Source organism: Paraburkholderia sp. BL10I2N1 (assembly GCF_004361815.1).
Taxonomy (GTDB): domain Bacteria; phylum Pseudomonadota; class Gammaproteobacteria; order Burkholderiales; family Burkholderiaceae; genus Paraburkholderia.
This window is the reverse complement of the sequence record NZ_SNWA01000002.1, coordinates 2,130,943-2,144,064: the sequence shown is the minus strand read 5'-3', so window position 1 is coordinate 2,144,064 and position 13,122 is coordinate 2,130,943. Positions and strand designations below refer to the sequence as shown.

At 62.8% G+C, this 13,122-nt stretch carries 11 protein-coding genes; 3 read left to right on the top strand and 8 right to left on the bottom strand.

From position 1 onward, the window contains the following. Window positions 1–6 precede the first annotated feature (6 nt). On the top strand, window positions 7–2,556 hold the full coding sequence (locus B0G77_RS31775; RefSeq protein WP_243751287.1) for a glucosidase: 2,550 nt from the start codon (window positions 7–9) through the stop codon (window positions 2,554–2,556). Between the two features lie 3 nt (window positions 2,557–2,559). Here B0G77_RS31775 and B0G77_RS31770 read toward each other — a convergent pair whose 3' ends face one another. After that, window positions 2,560–3,903, bottom strand: coding sequence for a hemolysin family protein (locus B0G77_RS31770; RefSeq protein WP_133665836.1), 1,344 nt, complete (start codon window positions 3,901–3,903; stop codon window positions 2,560–2,562). 91 nt (window positions 3,904–3,994) lie between these two features. Beyond that, window positions 3,995–4,774, bottom strand: a complete 780-nt coding sequence (locus tag B0G77_RS31765) for a HAMP domain-containing sensor histidine kinase (RefSeq protein ID WP_133665835.1) — start codon at window positions 4,772–4,774, stop codon at window positions 3,995–3,997. Window positions 4,775–4,957: 183 nt separating this feature from the next. On the opposite strand from B0G77_RS31765, the gene B0G77_RS31760 reads away from it, so the two are divergent. Together B0G77_RS31760 and B0G77_RS31755 are read left to right on the top strand one after the other, a co-directional pair. Beyond that, the gene (locus B0G77_RS31760) at window positions 4,958–5,299 is read left to right on the top strand and encodes an FKBP-type peptidyl-prolyl cis-trans isomerase (RefSeq protein ID WP_133665834.1); all 342 of its coding nucleotides are present in this window, start codon (window positions 4,958–4,960) and stop codon (window positions 5,297–5,299) included. A 13-nt stretch (window positions 5,300–5,312) separates the two neighbouring features. Further along, on the top strand, window positions 5,313–6,104 hold the full coding sequence (locus B0G77_RS31755; RefSeq protein ID WP_133665833.1) for an AraC family transcriptional regulator: 792 nt from the start codon (window positions 5,313–5,315) through the stop codon (window positions 6,102–6,104). Between the two features lie 91 nt (window positions 6,105–6,195). Here the strand turns inward: B0G77_RS31755 and B0G77_RS31750 are convergent, their stop codons facing one another. From B0G77_RS31750 to accD, 6 genes are all read right to left on the bottom strand, one after another. Beyond that, window positions 6,196–7,386 carry an O-succinylhomoserine sulfhydrylase gene (locus tag B0G77_RS31750; RefSeq protein ID WP_133665832.1) on the bottom strand — a complete coding sequence of 397 codons (1,191 nt, stop codon included), beginning with the start codon at window positions 7,384–7,386 and terminating at the stop codon, window positions 6,196–6,198. A 288-nt stretch (window positions 7,387–7,674) separates the two neighbouring features. Beyond that, a complete protein-coding gene (gene purF, locus B0G77_RS31745) occupies window positions 7,675–9,222 on the bottom strand; it encodes an amidophosphoribosyltransferase (RefSeq protein WP_133665831.1) in 1,548 nt (515 codons plus the stop codon). Window positions 9,223–9,329: 107 nt separating this feature from the next. Further along, entirely contained in the window at window positions 9,330–9,824 is a 495-nt protein-coding gene (locus B0G77_RS31740) for a CvpA family protein (RefSeq protein WP_133665830.1), read from the bottom strand. Window positions 9,825–9,831: 7 nt separating this feature from the next. Further along, window positions 9,832–10,719: an SPOR domain-containing protein gene (locus B0G77_RS31735; protein WP_133665829.1), complete on the bottom strand. Its 888-nt coding sequence runs from the start codon at window positions 10,717–10,719 to the stop codon at window positions 9,832–9,834. 28 nt (window positions 10,720–10,747) lie between these two features. After that, complete coding sequence (gene folC, locus B0G77_RS31730) at window positions 10,748–12,058, bottom strand: bifunctional tetrahydrofolate synthase/dihydrofolate synthase (RefSeq protein ID WP_133665828.1); 1,311 nt, start codon at window positions 12,056–12,058, stop codon at window positions 10,748–10,750. Between the two features lie 155 nt (window positions 12,059–12,213). After that, a complete protein-coding gene (accD, locus tag B0G77_RS31725) occupies window positions 12,214–13,086 on the bottom strand; it encodes an acetyl-CoA carboxylase, carboxyltransferase subunit beta (protein WP_133665827.1) in 873 nt (290 codons plus the stop codon). Between the last annotated feature and the right edge of the window lie 36 nt (window positions 13,087–13,122).

Sequence of the window (13,122 nt, the reverse complement as noted above, 5' to 3'; positions counted from 1 at the left end):
ACCCGTATGTCACCGCTGCGCGCCGTCAATCTGCTCGACACCATCGAAGGCTCTCGCCTGCACTCTCCCGAATGCGCCCGCTGGCAGCGCTGGGGGCCCTATCTCAGCGAACGCCAGTGGGGCACCGTGCGCGAGGATTACAGCGCGAACGGCACGGCCTGGGACTATTTTCCGCACGATCATGCGCGCAGCCGGGCGTATCGCTGGGGCGAGGACGGCATCGCCGGTTTCGGCGACGACACGCTGAGCTGGTGCGTCTCTCTCGCGCTGTGGAACGGCCATGATGCGATCCTCAAGGAGCGCCTGTTCGGTCTCACGAACGCGCAGGGCAATCATGGCGAGGACGTGAAGGAGCTGTACTTTTACCTCGACGGCACGCCTACGCATTCGTACATGCGGATGCTCTACAAGTACCCGCACCGCGCTTTTCCGTATGAGGACCTGATCCGTGAAAACGCGCGGCGAGGCGCGGACATGTCCGAGTATGAAGTGCTCGATACCGGCGCATTCGACGACGGGCGCTATTTCGACGTACAGGTCGAATACGCGAAGCACACCGCCGATGACATCTTGATGCGCGTGACCATCGAGAATCGCGCCGATCAGCCTGCTCCGCTGGACGTGCTGCCGCAGATCTGGGCGCGCAACAAGTGGTCGTGGAAAGGGCGGACCGACAAGCCATCGCTTGCAAGAAGCCCGGCCTCGCACGGTGAACCGCATCTGATCGGACAACAGCACGGCCACGAGCCGATCATCGTGACAGCATGGACCGCGGCCTCGAAGGACACGACGAACGCGCCCGAGGTGGACTGGGTCTTCTGCGAGAACGAGACCAACGTCAAACGCCTCTTCGGCATGGACGGCGCGGGGCCGTTCAAGGACGGTTTCAACGATTGGCTCGTCCATCGCGACGCCGGCGCGGTGCGGCACGACGCTGGCACGAAAGCCGCCGCGCATGTGCATCTCGACCTCGCGCCGCATGGGCGTGCGGTGGTCATGATGCGCTGGCGCCCTGAGTCGACGCCAGATGAGGTGCCGCTCGACGTCGACGAATTGTTCGCGCGCCGCATCGCGGAAGCCGACGAGTTCTATGCGGCCCTGCAACATGAGATGGACGATCCGGATGCGCGTCTCGTCCAGCGTCAGGCGCTCGCCGGCATGCTGTGGTCGAAGCAGTACTACCAGTTCGACGTCCAGCGCTGGATGGACGGCGACCAGGCGCAGCCGAAGCCGCCAGCCGGCCGCCGCCACGGCCGCAACGCCGACTGGCGGCATCTGTGCAACGCGGACATCGTGTCGATGCCCGACAAGTGGGAATACCCGTGGTACGCATCGTGGGACCTGGCCTTCCACGCGGCGGCGTTCGCGCTGATCGATCCGGCGTTTGCGAAACGTCAGTTGCTGCTGCTCGTCAAAGACCGCTATCAGCACCCCAATGGACAACTGCCGGCCTACGAGTGGGCTTTCAGCGATGCCAATCCGCCGGTTCATGCGTGGGCGGCCTGGCGCGTGTACGAAATCGACCGCGCCATCACCGGCAAAGCGGATCGCGAATTTCTGGAACTGGTGTTTCACAAGCTGCTGCTGAATTTCTCCTGGTGGGTGAACCGCAAGGACGTCGCTGGCCACAACATCTTCCAGGGTGGTTTCCTCGGGCTGGACAATGTCGGCATTTTCGATCGCTCGTCGCCGCTGCCAACCGGCGGCCGTGTCGATCAGGCCGACGGCACCGCATGGATGGCGGCCTATGCGCTCGACCTGATGCGCATGGCGCTCGAACTCGCGTACGCGAACCACGTCTTCGTCGACATCGGCGTTAAGTTCTTCGAACACTTCCTGTACATCTCCGAGGCGGTCAGTTGCGAAGACGGCTGCGATACGGGTCTGTGGGACAGTCAGGACGAATTCTTCTACGACAAGCTGCGGCTGCCCGACGGCACCAATGTGCCGCTGCGCGTACGGTCGATCGTCGGCCTGATTCCGCTCTTTGCCGTGCATGTGCTCGAGCAGCGCCTGCATGGCGATCTGCCGGGATTGCGCGACCGGCTGGTCTGGTTTCTCCAGCATCGCCCCGATCTCGCGAGGCTGGTGTCGCGCTGGAACGAACCCGGCAAGGGCAACAGCCTGCTACTGTCGCTGCTGCGCGGGCATCGCATGAAAGCGCTGCTGCGGCGCGTCCTCGACGAATCCGAATTTCTTTCCGACCATGGCGTGCGGGCGCTCTCGCGTGTGCATCGCGATCAACCGTTCGTGTTCCAGCACGACAGCAAAAGCTTCTGCGTGAAGTACCTGCCGGCGGAATCGGATTCGCGTGTGTTCGGCGGCAATTCGAACTGGCGCGGCCCTGTCTGGATGCCGGTCAACTATCTGCTGATCGAATCGCTGTACGAATTTCACCGCTATTACGGCGACGATTTCCGCGTCGAGTATCCGACAGGCGAAATAGGGGTCCTTGCTACGAGGCATTCGAGATTATTCAAATGTACCGGGAAAACGCGCGATCTGCTGCGGACGGCCGCCCTCGTGCAATGCAGCGGAGTCGCCCTGAGTCGATGACGGTTAACCGCCTTCGTCTTCAAATTGCTTCGGATACACCCGGACGAGCACGATGCGCGGGCCCTTCATCTTCTTGACGACCACGTCGAAGCGGTCGAACGACACACGCTGCCCCTCAACGGGCAGATCGTTGAGCAACTGAATCACCAGTCCGCCGACCGACTCCGCGCGCCCTTCGTCGATATCGATCCCGAGCGCCCGTTCCAGCGATACCACCGGCAGGCTGCCCTTGCCCATCAGCGTGCCGTCGTCCATGCGGGTCCAGTCGGCATCGCCCTGACGGAACTCGTCGTGAATCTGCCCGACCAGCGCCCCGAGCAGGTTGTCGAGCGTCAGAAAACCGATCGGCTTTTCGCCCTTGTGGCCGACCAGCGCCAGATGCGGTGCACCCTTGCGAAAGCGCCGGAACAGCTCCAGCGCCGGCAGGTTCGGCGTGACGTACTGCACCGGCCGTACGTACTTCGACAGATCGTCAAGCGTGCTGCCCGCGTGACGCGCGAGCAGCACATCCTTCAGGTGAATCATGCCGACGATGCGCTCGCCCGACGCGTCCTCGAAGAGCGGATAGCGGCTGAAGCGGTGGCGCGCGACGATCTGCATGTTGTCGCGCAGCGGCAGATCGCGTCGCAGGCCCACCATCTCGTACGCGGGACGCATCAGGTCCGACACTGTGAGGCGGGAGAAGTCGAGCGAATGCGCGAACGTGTTCCACTCCTCCTGGCTGTACGCCGCGCTCGCCGCGGCGATGCTGCCCGCAGCGCCATCCCGGCGCCCCCGCAGAATGAGCTTGAGTTCTTCGTTCGAGTAGTGGCTGTCGCCGCCATGATCCGCCGTCAGACCGGCAATGCGCAGCACCGCGTTAGCGCTCCTGTTGAGAACCCAGATCGCCGGATACATCGCCCAGTAAAAGCCATACAGCGGCATCGCAACCCACAGCGCGATCTTCTCGGCCTGACGGATGGCGAGCGACTTCGGCGCCAGTTCGCCCACCACGATATGCAGGAACGAAATGCAGGAGAACGCGAAGAACAGCGAGATCCCATGGATCAGCGGCGGCGATTCGATGCCGAGCACACTGAACACGGGAGTGAGCAGTGTCGCGAACGCCGGCTCGCCGATCCAGCCAAGACCCAGCGATGCGAGCGTAATGCCAAGCTGACAGGCGGACAGATAGGCGTCGAGTCGTCCATGCACTTTGGCGAGCAGACGTCCGCGCATTCCGTATTTGGCGGCGAGGGTCTGCACGCGTGTCTGCCGCAGCTTCACCAGTCCGAATTCGGCGGCGACGAAGAAACCGTTGAGTGCAACGAGCAGCAGCGCACCGATAAGGGCGACGACCTGAATCAAGGCAGAAGGCTCCAAAAACAAAAGTCGTCAGTATAGAGCGCGCAAGCAAAATGAAAGCAGATGCATGACAGCGGGTGGGCCTGCGCGGCCATCAAGAGACGCGCGGAATGCGCAGCGTGAGTGTGTCTTCCTTCTGCTCGAACTGGCCGCCGTGTGCTTCCGCGATGCGCTTGCACAGCGCCAGCACCCAGGCGATCCGCCCTGCTTCGCGCGGTTCCTGTGCCTGGCGACGCGCGAATGCTTCGAGCAGATGCGCAACTGCAGGATCGCCGAGCGCGTCGGCGGTCGAGACGAAGCTGGCGGATGCGTGCCATGTCGAGGCATCGGCGGTGCAGGCGAGCGTCACGGTGGCCTCGCGTGCGCTCGATTCCACGGCATACGTCAGCATCAGCCACAGCGCCTGCGCGAGTCGCTCCTTGTCGCCATCGAGCGTTTCATCTGCAAGGGGTGAAGCGACCACAAGCGTGACCGCGCGCGCGCCTGCCAGCGCGCCGCGCACTTCGCCGGCGGTTGCATCGATCATCGGCTGCAGCGCAAACGGCGCGCGGATGAGCGCGATCGATTTCGTCTCGGCCCGCGTGGTATCGACGATGCTCTCCAGCAACTTCACCTGCTGTTCGACCCCGCTGCGGATGCCGCCGAGCGCGCGCTGAGCGGTCGCATCCGCGGTATCGACCTTGCGTTCGAGTACGTACGCCCAGCTATGAATCGCATTCAGCGGACCACGCAGATCGTGCGATACGAGCGACAGCACGTGATCGCGCATGAAAAGCGCCGTCTCGGCGCACAGATGCACGGTGCGTTCAGATCGCGAGGAAAAGCCTTCAGGGCCGGTTGCCGGTTGGTCAAAACCGCTGGGAAACGTCGTCACGATGAATATCCTGGTGCGCGAGGCGGGGTCTGGAGCGAACACACATTATAGGCACGGCCAGCGACGCAACCGCCTGAACGACGCCATGGTCCGGATTTCCTGGGGCCGGTCGGGCTATCCGCCGGCATGCTGCCAACGCGCCTACAATGTCGGTTTTGAACGATTTGTCTGAAGGAGTTCCTCATGTCGATTGTGACGACCGAATCGGGTCTCAAGTACGAAGATCTGACCGAAGGCACGGGCGCCGAAGCACAGGCCGGTAAAACCGTCAGCGTGCATTACACCGGCTGGCTGACCGATGGCCAGAAGTTCGATTCGAGCAAGGACCGCAATGACCCGTTCGCCTTCGTGCTGGGCGGCGGGATGGTCATCAAGGGCTGGGATGAAGGCGTGCAGGGCATGAAGGTCGGCGGCGTGCGCCGTCTGACGATTCCGCCGCAACTCGGCTACGGCGTGCGCGGCGCGGGCGGCGTGATTCCGCCGAATGCGACGCTCGTGTTCGAAGTGGAACTGCTGGACGTCTAAGTTCGGTTCGACAATGGATCACCACGCAGCCGTCACTGCGCCGACCGTTTCGTTGCGCCGCTATGGCGCAATCGAAGCGTCGGATGTGCACGATTTCCATCAGGTCGTGCTCGGCCTCGATGGCTCGATGGTCATGGCCGTGGACGGCATCGGCCAGGAGATCGACAGCCATTCTGCGTGGCTGATTCCTGCGGGCGCCCGTCATGATTACGCCGGTATCGGTGAGAACCGGCAACTGGTGCTCGATCTGCCCGCCGCGTCGCTGGCGGTGCCGGAACGGCTCTTTGACCGCTCGCGAGCCGTCGAGATCGATAGCTCGCTCAAGCAACTCGTGCGCAGCATTGCGGCCAGCGCGACGGGCGGCACGCATGCGGGCGACGAAGCCCACATGCGACGTTTCTACTGGGATGCCGCTGCGCGACTGTGCGCTGCGATTCTTTCGGATCCAGGTGCGACGGGCACCAAGGCAGGGGATGTGCCTGCCGAAGGGCTCGACTTCGCCCGCATCGACCGCTGGTTGCGCGCGCATCTGTCCGAGCCGCTCCGCATTGCCGATCTCGCAGCACATTGCGGCTTTGGCATGCGGCGTTTTCATCAGCTGTTTACCGAAGCCTTCGGCGAGACACCGCATCGCTATCTGCAGCGCTTGAGGCTCGATACGTCGGTGACACTGCTCGCCGATCCGCGCCATACACTTACGGATATCGCGTTCGAAATCGGCTTCGGCGACCAGAGCGCGTTCACGCACGCTTTCACGCGGCGTTTCGGATTGGCGCCCGGCCAGTGGCGCGCGCTGCGGCATTGAAGCGCCGTTGTGGCGCTTTCGGTCCACAACGACGTCAGCGCGCGATCCGGATCAACCCGATCGGCGCTGACGTCGCCATGTCAATACCGAATCAGCCAGCCAGACCGCGTGCGAGATCGCCGCGGATATCTTCTGCATTTTCCAGACCCACGGCGAGACGGATCAGCCCTTCCGTGATGCCTGCTGCCGCGCGCGCTTCCGGCGTGACACGGCCATGTGTCGTGGTAGCCGGGTGCGTGATGGTCGTGCGCGTATCGCCGAGGTTGCCGGTAATCGAGCAGATCTTCGTGCTGTCGATCACGCGCCATGCGTTTGCGCGCATCGCTTCCGGCGTGTCGCCTTTCAGTTCGAAAGACACGATCGCGCCGCCTGCTTTCTGCTGGCGTTTGGCGATCGCATATTGTGGATGTGATTCGAGCCCGGGGTAAAACACGCGATTCACGGCCGGATGCGCTTCGAGCCAGCGAGCGATTTCGAGCGCGTTCTCCGACTGCTTTTCGACGCGCAACGACAGCGTTTCCATACCCTTCAGCAACACCCACGCGTTGAACGCAGACAAAGTCGGGCCTGCGCTGCGCACGAACGGAAACACCTTTTCCATGATGAACTGCTTCGAACCCACCAGCGCGCCGCCCAGCACGCGGCCCTGACCGTCGAGGAACTTGGTCGCCGAATGCATCACGACGTCCGCGCCCAGTTTCAGCGGCTGTTGCAGCGCAGGGCTACAGAAGCAGTTGTCAACGACGAACAACGCATTCGCGGCCTTCGCAATTTTGCCGATCGCTTCGATGTCGGCGATTTCGGTCAGCGGGTTCGACGGTGTTTCGAGGAAAAACATCTTCGTCTCAGGACGCACCGCTTCTTTCCATGCATCGAGGTTGGTCGGATCGACGAAGGTCGTCGTGATGCCGAACTTGCTGAAGATCTGCGAGAACATGCCGAGCGTCGAACCGAACAGGCTCTGCGAGCTCACGAGATGATCGCCCGCCTGCAACGCCGACATGACCACCGACATGATCGCGGCCATGCCCGAAGCCGTCGCCATGCAGGCCTCGCCGCCTTCGAGCGCGGCCAGACGGTCCTGGAACATCGTGACGGTCGGGTTCGTAAAGCGCGAGTACGTGTAATAGTCCTCGGAGTTCTTGAAGCGGTCGGCGGCTTCGGCGGCGCTCGCGAAGCAGAAGCTCGACGTCAGGAAAATCGCTTCCGAGTGCTCATTGAACTCGCTGCGCAGCGTGCCCGAACGTACGGCGAGGGTGTCGAAGTTGAGAGAGTCGTCCATGTTCTTTCTGTTTCCGTTTTTCAGGCTGGGTTGATCGTCGTGCGGCTTTGCAACAAACCAGGCAACGACAAACGACAGCGACAAAAAAGCCCGCTTTGCGTCGGCATAAGCGGGCTTCATGTGCGGGGAAAGCTGGAGCGGCGGCGGCGTGTTGCTGATTCTCCACCGTTCGCTTTAGCTGTTTTGGGTTGCCCCGCGTCCGCAAGCTGAGATCAAATCGACGCAAGCCATCATGCTAACACGCGCGGCGCAGCGCGTGAATGCAGCGATCGCGCCACGCATCACGCCTTACTCCACCGACAGTTGCAGGTGCAGCTGCGAACGCGCCGTGCCACCGTCGATCGCTTCGCTGGCCGCATCGCGATCCGACTGGGCAGCCGGAGCAAGACGCGCCATTTCGATGCGATCGAGGTATTCGGTCGTGATATCGCCGGTGATGTAGTTGCCGTCGAAGCACGACGCCTCGAAGTCCTTCAGCGCCGGATTGATATCGCGCACGGCCTGCTTCAGCGCCTCGACGTCCTGGTACACAAGGTGATCCGCGCCGATCATGCGCGCGACTTCCTCGTCCGAGCGGCCATGTGCGACGAGTTCGCCGCGCGTCGGCATGTCGATGCCGTAGACGTTCGGGAACTTCACCGGCGGCGCCGCCGACGCGAAGATGACCTTTTTCGCGCCTGCATCGCGCGCCATTTGCACGATCTCGTGCGAGGTCGTGCCACGCACAATCGAATCGTCGACGATCAGAACGTTTTTGCCCTTGAACTCGATGCCCATCGCGTTGAGCTTCTGACGCACCGACTTCTTGCGTACGGCCTGGCCGGGCATGATGAACGTACGACCGACATAACGGTTCTTGAAGAAGCCTTCGCGATACTCGACGCCGAGCTTTTCCGCGACCTGCATCGCCGCAGGGCGCGACGAATCGGGAATCGGCATCACGACGTCGATCTCGACGTCAGGCAGTTCGCGCTTGATCTTCTCGGCAAGATAGTCGCCCATGCGCAGACGCGCGTTGTAGACCGGTACCCCATCCAGCACCGAATCCGGACGCGCGAGGTACACGAGTTCGAAAATGCACGGGTTCAGACTCGGGTTCGTCGCACATTGCTGCGTGTGCACATTGCCTTCGAGGTCGATGAAAATTGCTTCGCCCGGCTCTACGTCGCGCACGAATTCGAAGCCGATACCTTCGATCGCCACCGATTCCGAGGCCAGCATCCACTCGACGCCTGCAGGGGTTTCCAGCTTGCCGAGGCACAGCGGACGGATACCGAACGGGTCGCGGAACCCGACCAGCCCGAAGCCGGCGATCAGCGAGACGATCGCGTACGAGCCGCGCACCCGACGATGCACGCCCGACACCGCCTTGAAGAGCGCGGCCGGATCGAGCTGCAGGCCCGAACTGGACAGTTGCAGTTCGTGCGCGAGCACGTTGAGCATCACTTCGGTGTCGGAATTGGTGTTGATGTGGCGCCGATCGATGCGGAACATCTCATCTTTCAGTTGCTGCCAGTTGGTCAGGTTGCCGTTGTGAGCGAGGATGATGCCGAACGGCGCGTTCACGTAGAACGGCTGGGCCTCTTCTTCGCTCGACGCGGAACCGGCGGTCGGGTAGCGCACCTGGCCGATGCCGGAAGTGCCTGGCAGGCTACGCATGTTGCGCGTGCGGAACACGTCGCGCACCATGCCGTTGGCCTTGTGCATGTGGAAGTTGCTGCCGTTCGCTGTCGCGATGCCGGCGGCGTCCTGACCGCGATGCTGCAGAAGCAGCAGGCTGTCATAGATCAGCTGGTTGACCGGGGATTGAGAAACTACGCCTACGATGCCGCACATGGCATGTCCTTCAAAGGTACAAAATTCGTAACGGCGGCGGCCGGTGCTGGGGAAGCAGCCGGATTGCGCCGGAGTGCTGCGCACTTCCTTCGGCTCCCGCCTGATCGTCACACACGGACGTAAGCAGCGAGTGTCTCGGGAAGCAGCGGTTTCAGTTCCTGTACACCCTTCTCGGCGTAGGGCCGGAGCAAGGCGTGTCGCCAGAATTCCTGCTGGGGCAGTTCGGTCAGTCCCGCGAGCGCGACCAGAACCAACACCAGTACGACCCCGCGCACGAGGCCGAACATCAAACCCAGCGAGCGGTCGACGCCGCTCAGACCCGTCGCCTGCACCAGTCGGCTCAGCAGCGCGTTCGCCACCCCGGCCACCAGCACCACGCCGATGACGATCAATGCGAACGCGACCAGCCACTGGGTCAACGCCTCACCGGGCCACGTCGCCGGGATATAGGGCACGACGTAACCGACGAACCGGCACGCAATCACAAAAGCAGCTATCCAGCCAATCAGTCCGAATATTTCGGACAAAAATCCGCGCCACGTTCCGCGCAGCGCCGACAGGCCGATCACCGCCATTACAGCGTAGTCGAAGGCGGTGAACATTGGCGATTTACTGTGCAGCACCGTTGTTCGGGCCTGACGTCAGGCCCGCTTCACGAACCTTCGCAATCGCCGCCGAAGCCGCCGCACGGTCTGCGAACGGTCCAGCGCGCAACAGCGTGTGCATCGAACCGTCGGCTTGCTTCCGACGTTCGGTATATGCGGGCACTCCGGCCGCTTTCAACTTCGTCGCCCAGTTGCGTGCGCTGACGTCATCCGAAAACGAGCCGAGTTGCACGGCATAGCGGCTGCCTGCCGGCGCGGCCGGCGTTCCGGAATCGGCTTCGGCGGCTGCCGCGCCCTGGGTTGCAGTGTCAGCGGCTTGCGTTGATTTCGCAGGCTGTTTCGCCTGAGTCTGAACCGTCGGCTGGGCCGCGGGTGTCTGGGACGGCGTCTGGGGTTTCGTCAACTTCGCGGCGGACGCTGGCGCAACGTTCGCGGTTTGCGTTGTTGCTGATACAGCCGGCACCTTCACAGCCGTGTCCGTTTTCGGTGCCGCTGGCGCAAGGCCCGATGCCACCATTGCCGTCGCAGCGGTCGGGTTGTCAGGCGCGACGCCTGCCTGAGAATCTTCGCTGGTTGCGCTCACCTTCGGGGCAGGGCGACTCGGAATGTCGATTGAGATGTCGTCGGTGACGGGCTTCGGGTGCGAATCGAGCACCATCGGCAGCACGACCACTGCGGCTACCACCAGCGCAATCGCGCCGACCAGCCTGCGCCGCGCCCGCTGCTTTTCGGGCAGCGAGGGGTCGAGCAGCATCGCATCGGCGTCGCCGGCCCGCTCCGTGCGGCGGGTTCGCCGCTCCACCCGCTCGCCGCGGGTGGCCCTGCTGGCACTGGAGTTTGCACCGCGCCGGGTAGGCGCGTCGTCTTTCTTGCCGAACGAGAAAAGTCCCATGAATGGCCTGGTTCGAGGCTGCGCGCGTTCAGTGTTGCTGCGTTTTACGGTAGGCCATGACACCCGCTACCGTATAGAAACTTCCGAAGACCACGATTCTATCATTGTCGGACGCGCGTTTTAACGCGTCTTCGAAGGCTTCAGCGGGCGAATCGAAGCGATTTATGCTGCTATCCGGACCATCCGTTACGCCCGCTTCGCGCAGGGCGGCTTCCAGATCCGCAGCGGGTGCGCCGCGCGGCGTCGGCAGATCCGTCACGCACCAGTGATCGATCTCGCCCTTCAGATGCGCCAGCACGCCCGCGATATCCTTGTCGCGCATCGAACCGAACACGGCGTACGTGTACGGAAAGAAGCCCATGTTGCCCAAATTCTGCGCGAGTACCGCCGCCGCGTGTGGATTGTGCCCGACATCAAGGACGATTGAAGGCTTGCCCGGCAGCACCTGAAACCGGCCCGGCAATTCGACGTTCGCGAGGCCGAGGCGGATGTCCTGCGCGGACACCGGCAGTCGGTCGCGCAGAGCTTCCAGGCCGGCAAGAGCCGCCGATGTATTGATCAGCTGATTGGCGCCACGCAACGCCGGATAGGCGAGCGCCGAGCGCCGCATCGTGCGGCCGACGTAATTCCACTGCTGCCGCTCGCTGCCCGCCTGGGCTTCATAGCGGAAATCGCGGCCAACCAGCCATAGATCGGCGCCGATGCTTGACGCGTGATCGATCAGCGTCTGCGGCGGCATGGGGTCGGCGCAGATGGCCGGCTTGCCCGGCCGGAAGATGCCGGCCTTTTCGAAGGCGATTTTTTCGCGCGTATCGCCCAGGTATTCGGTGTGATCGATGTCGATGCTCGTGATGATCGCGCAGTCGGTATCGATGATATTGACCGCGTCCAGCCGGCCGCCAAGGCCGACTTCAAAGATCACCACGTCCAGCCCACGCGACGCAAACAGATGCATGATCGCGAGCGTCGTGAATTCGAAGTACGTCAGTGAGACTGGCTCCGGCAAGCTCAGACGGGCCTTTTCGACGGCGTCGAAGTGCTGCAGGAGCTCTGCGTCGGTCGCATTCTGGCCGTTCACCCGGGCCCGCTCGTTGAACGATAGCAGATGCGGCGACGTATGGCAGCCAACCGTGTATCCGGCGCGCAGCAGGATCGTCTCGAGGACGGCACACGTCGACCCCTTGCCGTTCGTGCCACCGACCGTGATGACCGGGCAGTCAAACGACAGCTGCAACGCATCGCGCACCTTGCTGATACGGGACAAACCCATGTCGATGCCGACAGGATGCGCGGATTCAAGGTGCGTGAGCCACGCGTCGAGGGTCGGGAATGAGGTCATCGGATGAAGCGGACGGGGACAATTAAACAGCAAGGCCGACATTATCCCGGAAACGACAGCGCGCCGCTTGATTGCTCTCGCAGCGCGCGTTTTGGTACGGCTTATCGCGACGTCGCTCTATCGCACGACGGCGTGCCCAGTGGCAGGTCTACGCCTTAGGCCACTGCGTCGGCAGGCAGGCGGGTCATCAGCGCCATCAGTTGAGCGAGTTCCTCGCGCAGCTTGCGACGGTCGACGATCATGTCAATCGCGCCCTTCGTCAGCAGGAATTCGGCGCGCTGGAAGCCTTCCGGCAGCTTTTCGCGGACGGTCTGCTCGATCACACGCGGACCGGCGAAGCCAATCAGTGCCTTCGGCTCGGCGATTACGACGTCACCGAGGAATGCAAAGCTCGCCGACACACCGCCCATCGTCGGATCGGTCAATACGGAGATGAACGGCAGCTTCGCTTCCGCAAGCTTCGTGAGCATCGCCGTGGTCTTTGCCATCTGCATCAGCGACAGCAAGCTTTCCTGCATCCGGGCGCCGCCCGATGCGGTAAAGCAGATGAACGGCACCTGCTGCTCGAGCGCGTTCTGCGCGCCGCGCACGAAACGCTCGCCGACCACCGAACCCATCGAGCCGCCCATGAACGAGAACTCGAAGCACGCCACCACCACCGGCAGCGTGTGAATTGCGCCACCCATGACGACCATCGCGTCGGTTTCGTCGGTGTCTTCCATCGCCTCTTTCAGGCGGTCCGGATACTTGCGGCTGTCCTTGAACTTGAGCGCGTCGACCGGCAGGATCTCCTGGCCGATTTCATAGCGGCCTTCCGGATCCAGCAGGCCGTCGAGCCGCTCGCGCGCGCCGATCCGCATGTGGTGGTCGCACTTCGGGCAAACATGCAGATTGGCTTCGACGTCGTTGCGGTACAGCACCGCTTCGCACGAAGGGCATTTGATCCAGAGACCTTCTGGAATGCCCTTGCGGTTTTTCGGATCGGTTTGCTTGATTTTCGGCGGCAGCAGTTTGTCGAGCCAGCTCATGTTCTTTCCTTCAAGGGTCTTCTTCTATGCGCAGAG

Coding starts and splice junctions, on each gene's coding strand:
- B0G77_RS31775 (WP_243751287.1), top strand. CDS start 7: ATGTCACCGCTGCGCGCCGTCAATCTGCTCGACACCATCGAAGGCTCT.
- B0G77_RS31760 (WP_133665834.1), top strand. CDS start 4,958: ATGTCGATTGTGACGACCGAATCGGGTCTCAAGTACGAAGATCTGACC.
- B0G77_RS31755 (WP_133665833.1), top strand. CDS start 5,313: ATGGATCACCACGCAGCCGTCACTGCGCCGACCGTTTCGTTGCGCCGC.
- B0G77_RS31750 (WP_133665832.1), bottom strand. CDS start 7,386: ATGGACGACTCTCTCAACTTCGACACCCTCGCCGTACGTTCGGGCACG.
- purF (WP_133665831.1), bottom strand. CDS start 9,222: ATGTGCGGCATCGTAGGCGTAGTTTCTCAATCCCCGGTCAACCAGCTG.
- B0G77_RS31740 (WP_133665830.1), bottom strand. CDS start 9,824: ATGTTCACCGCCTTCGACTACGCTGTAATGGCGGTGATCGGCCTGTCG.
- B0G77_RS31735 (WP_133665829.1), bottom strand. CDS start 10,719: ATGGGACTTTTCTCGTTCGGCAAGAAAGACGACGCGCCTACCCGGCGC.
- folC (WP_133665828.1), bottom strand. CDS start 12,058: ATGACCTCATTCCCGACCCTCGACGCGTGGCTCACGCACCTTGAATCC.
- accD (WP_133665827.1), bottom strand. CDS start 13,086: ATGAGCTGGCTCGACAAACTGCTGCCGCCGAAAATCAAGCAAACCGAT.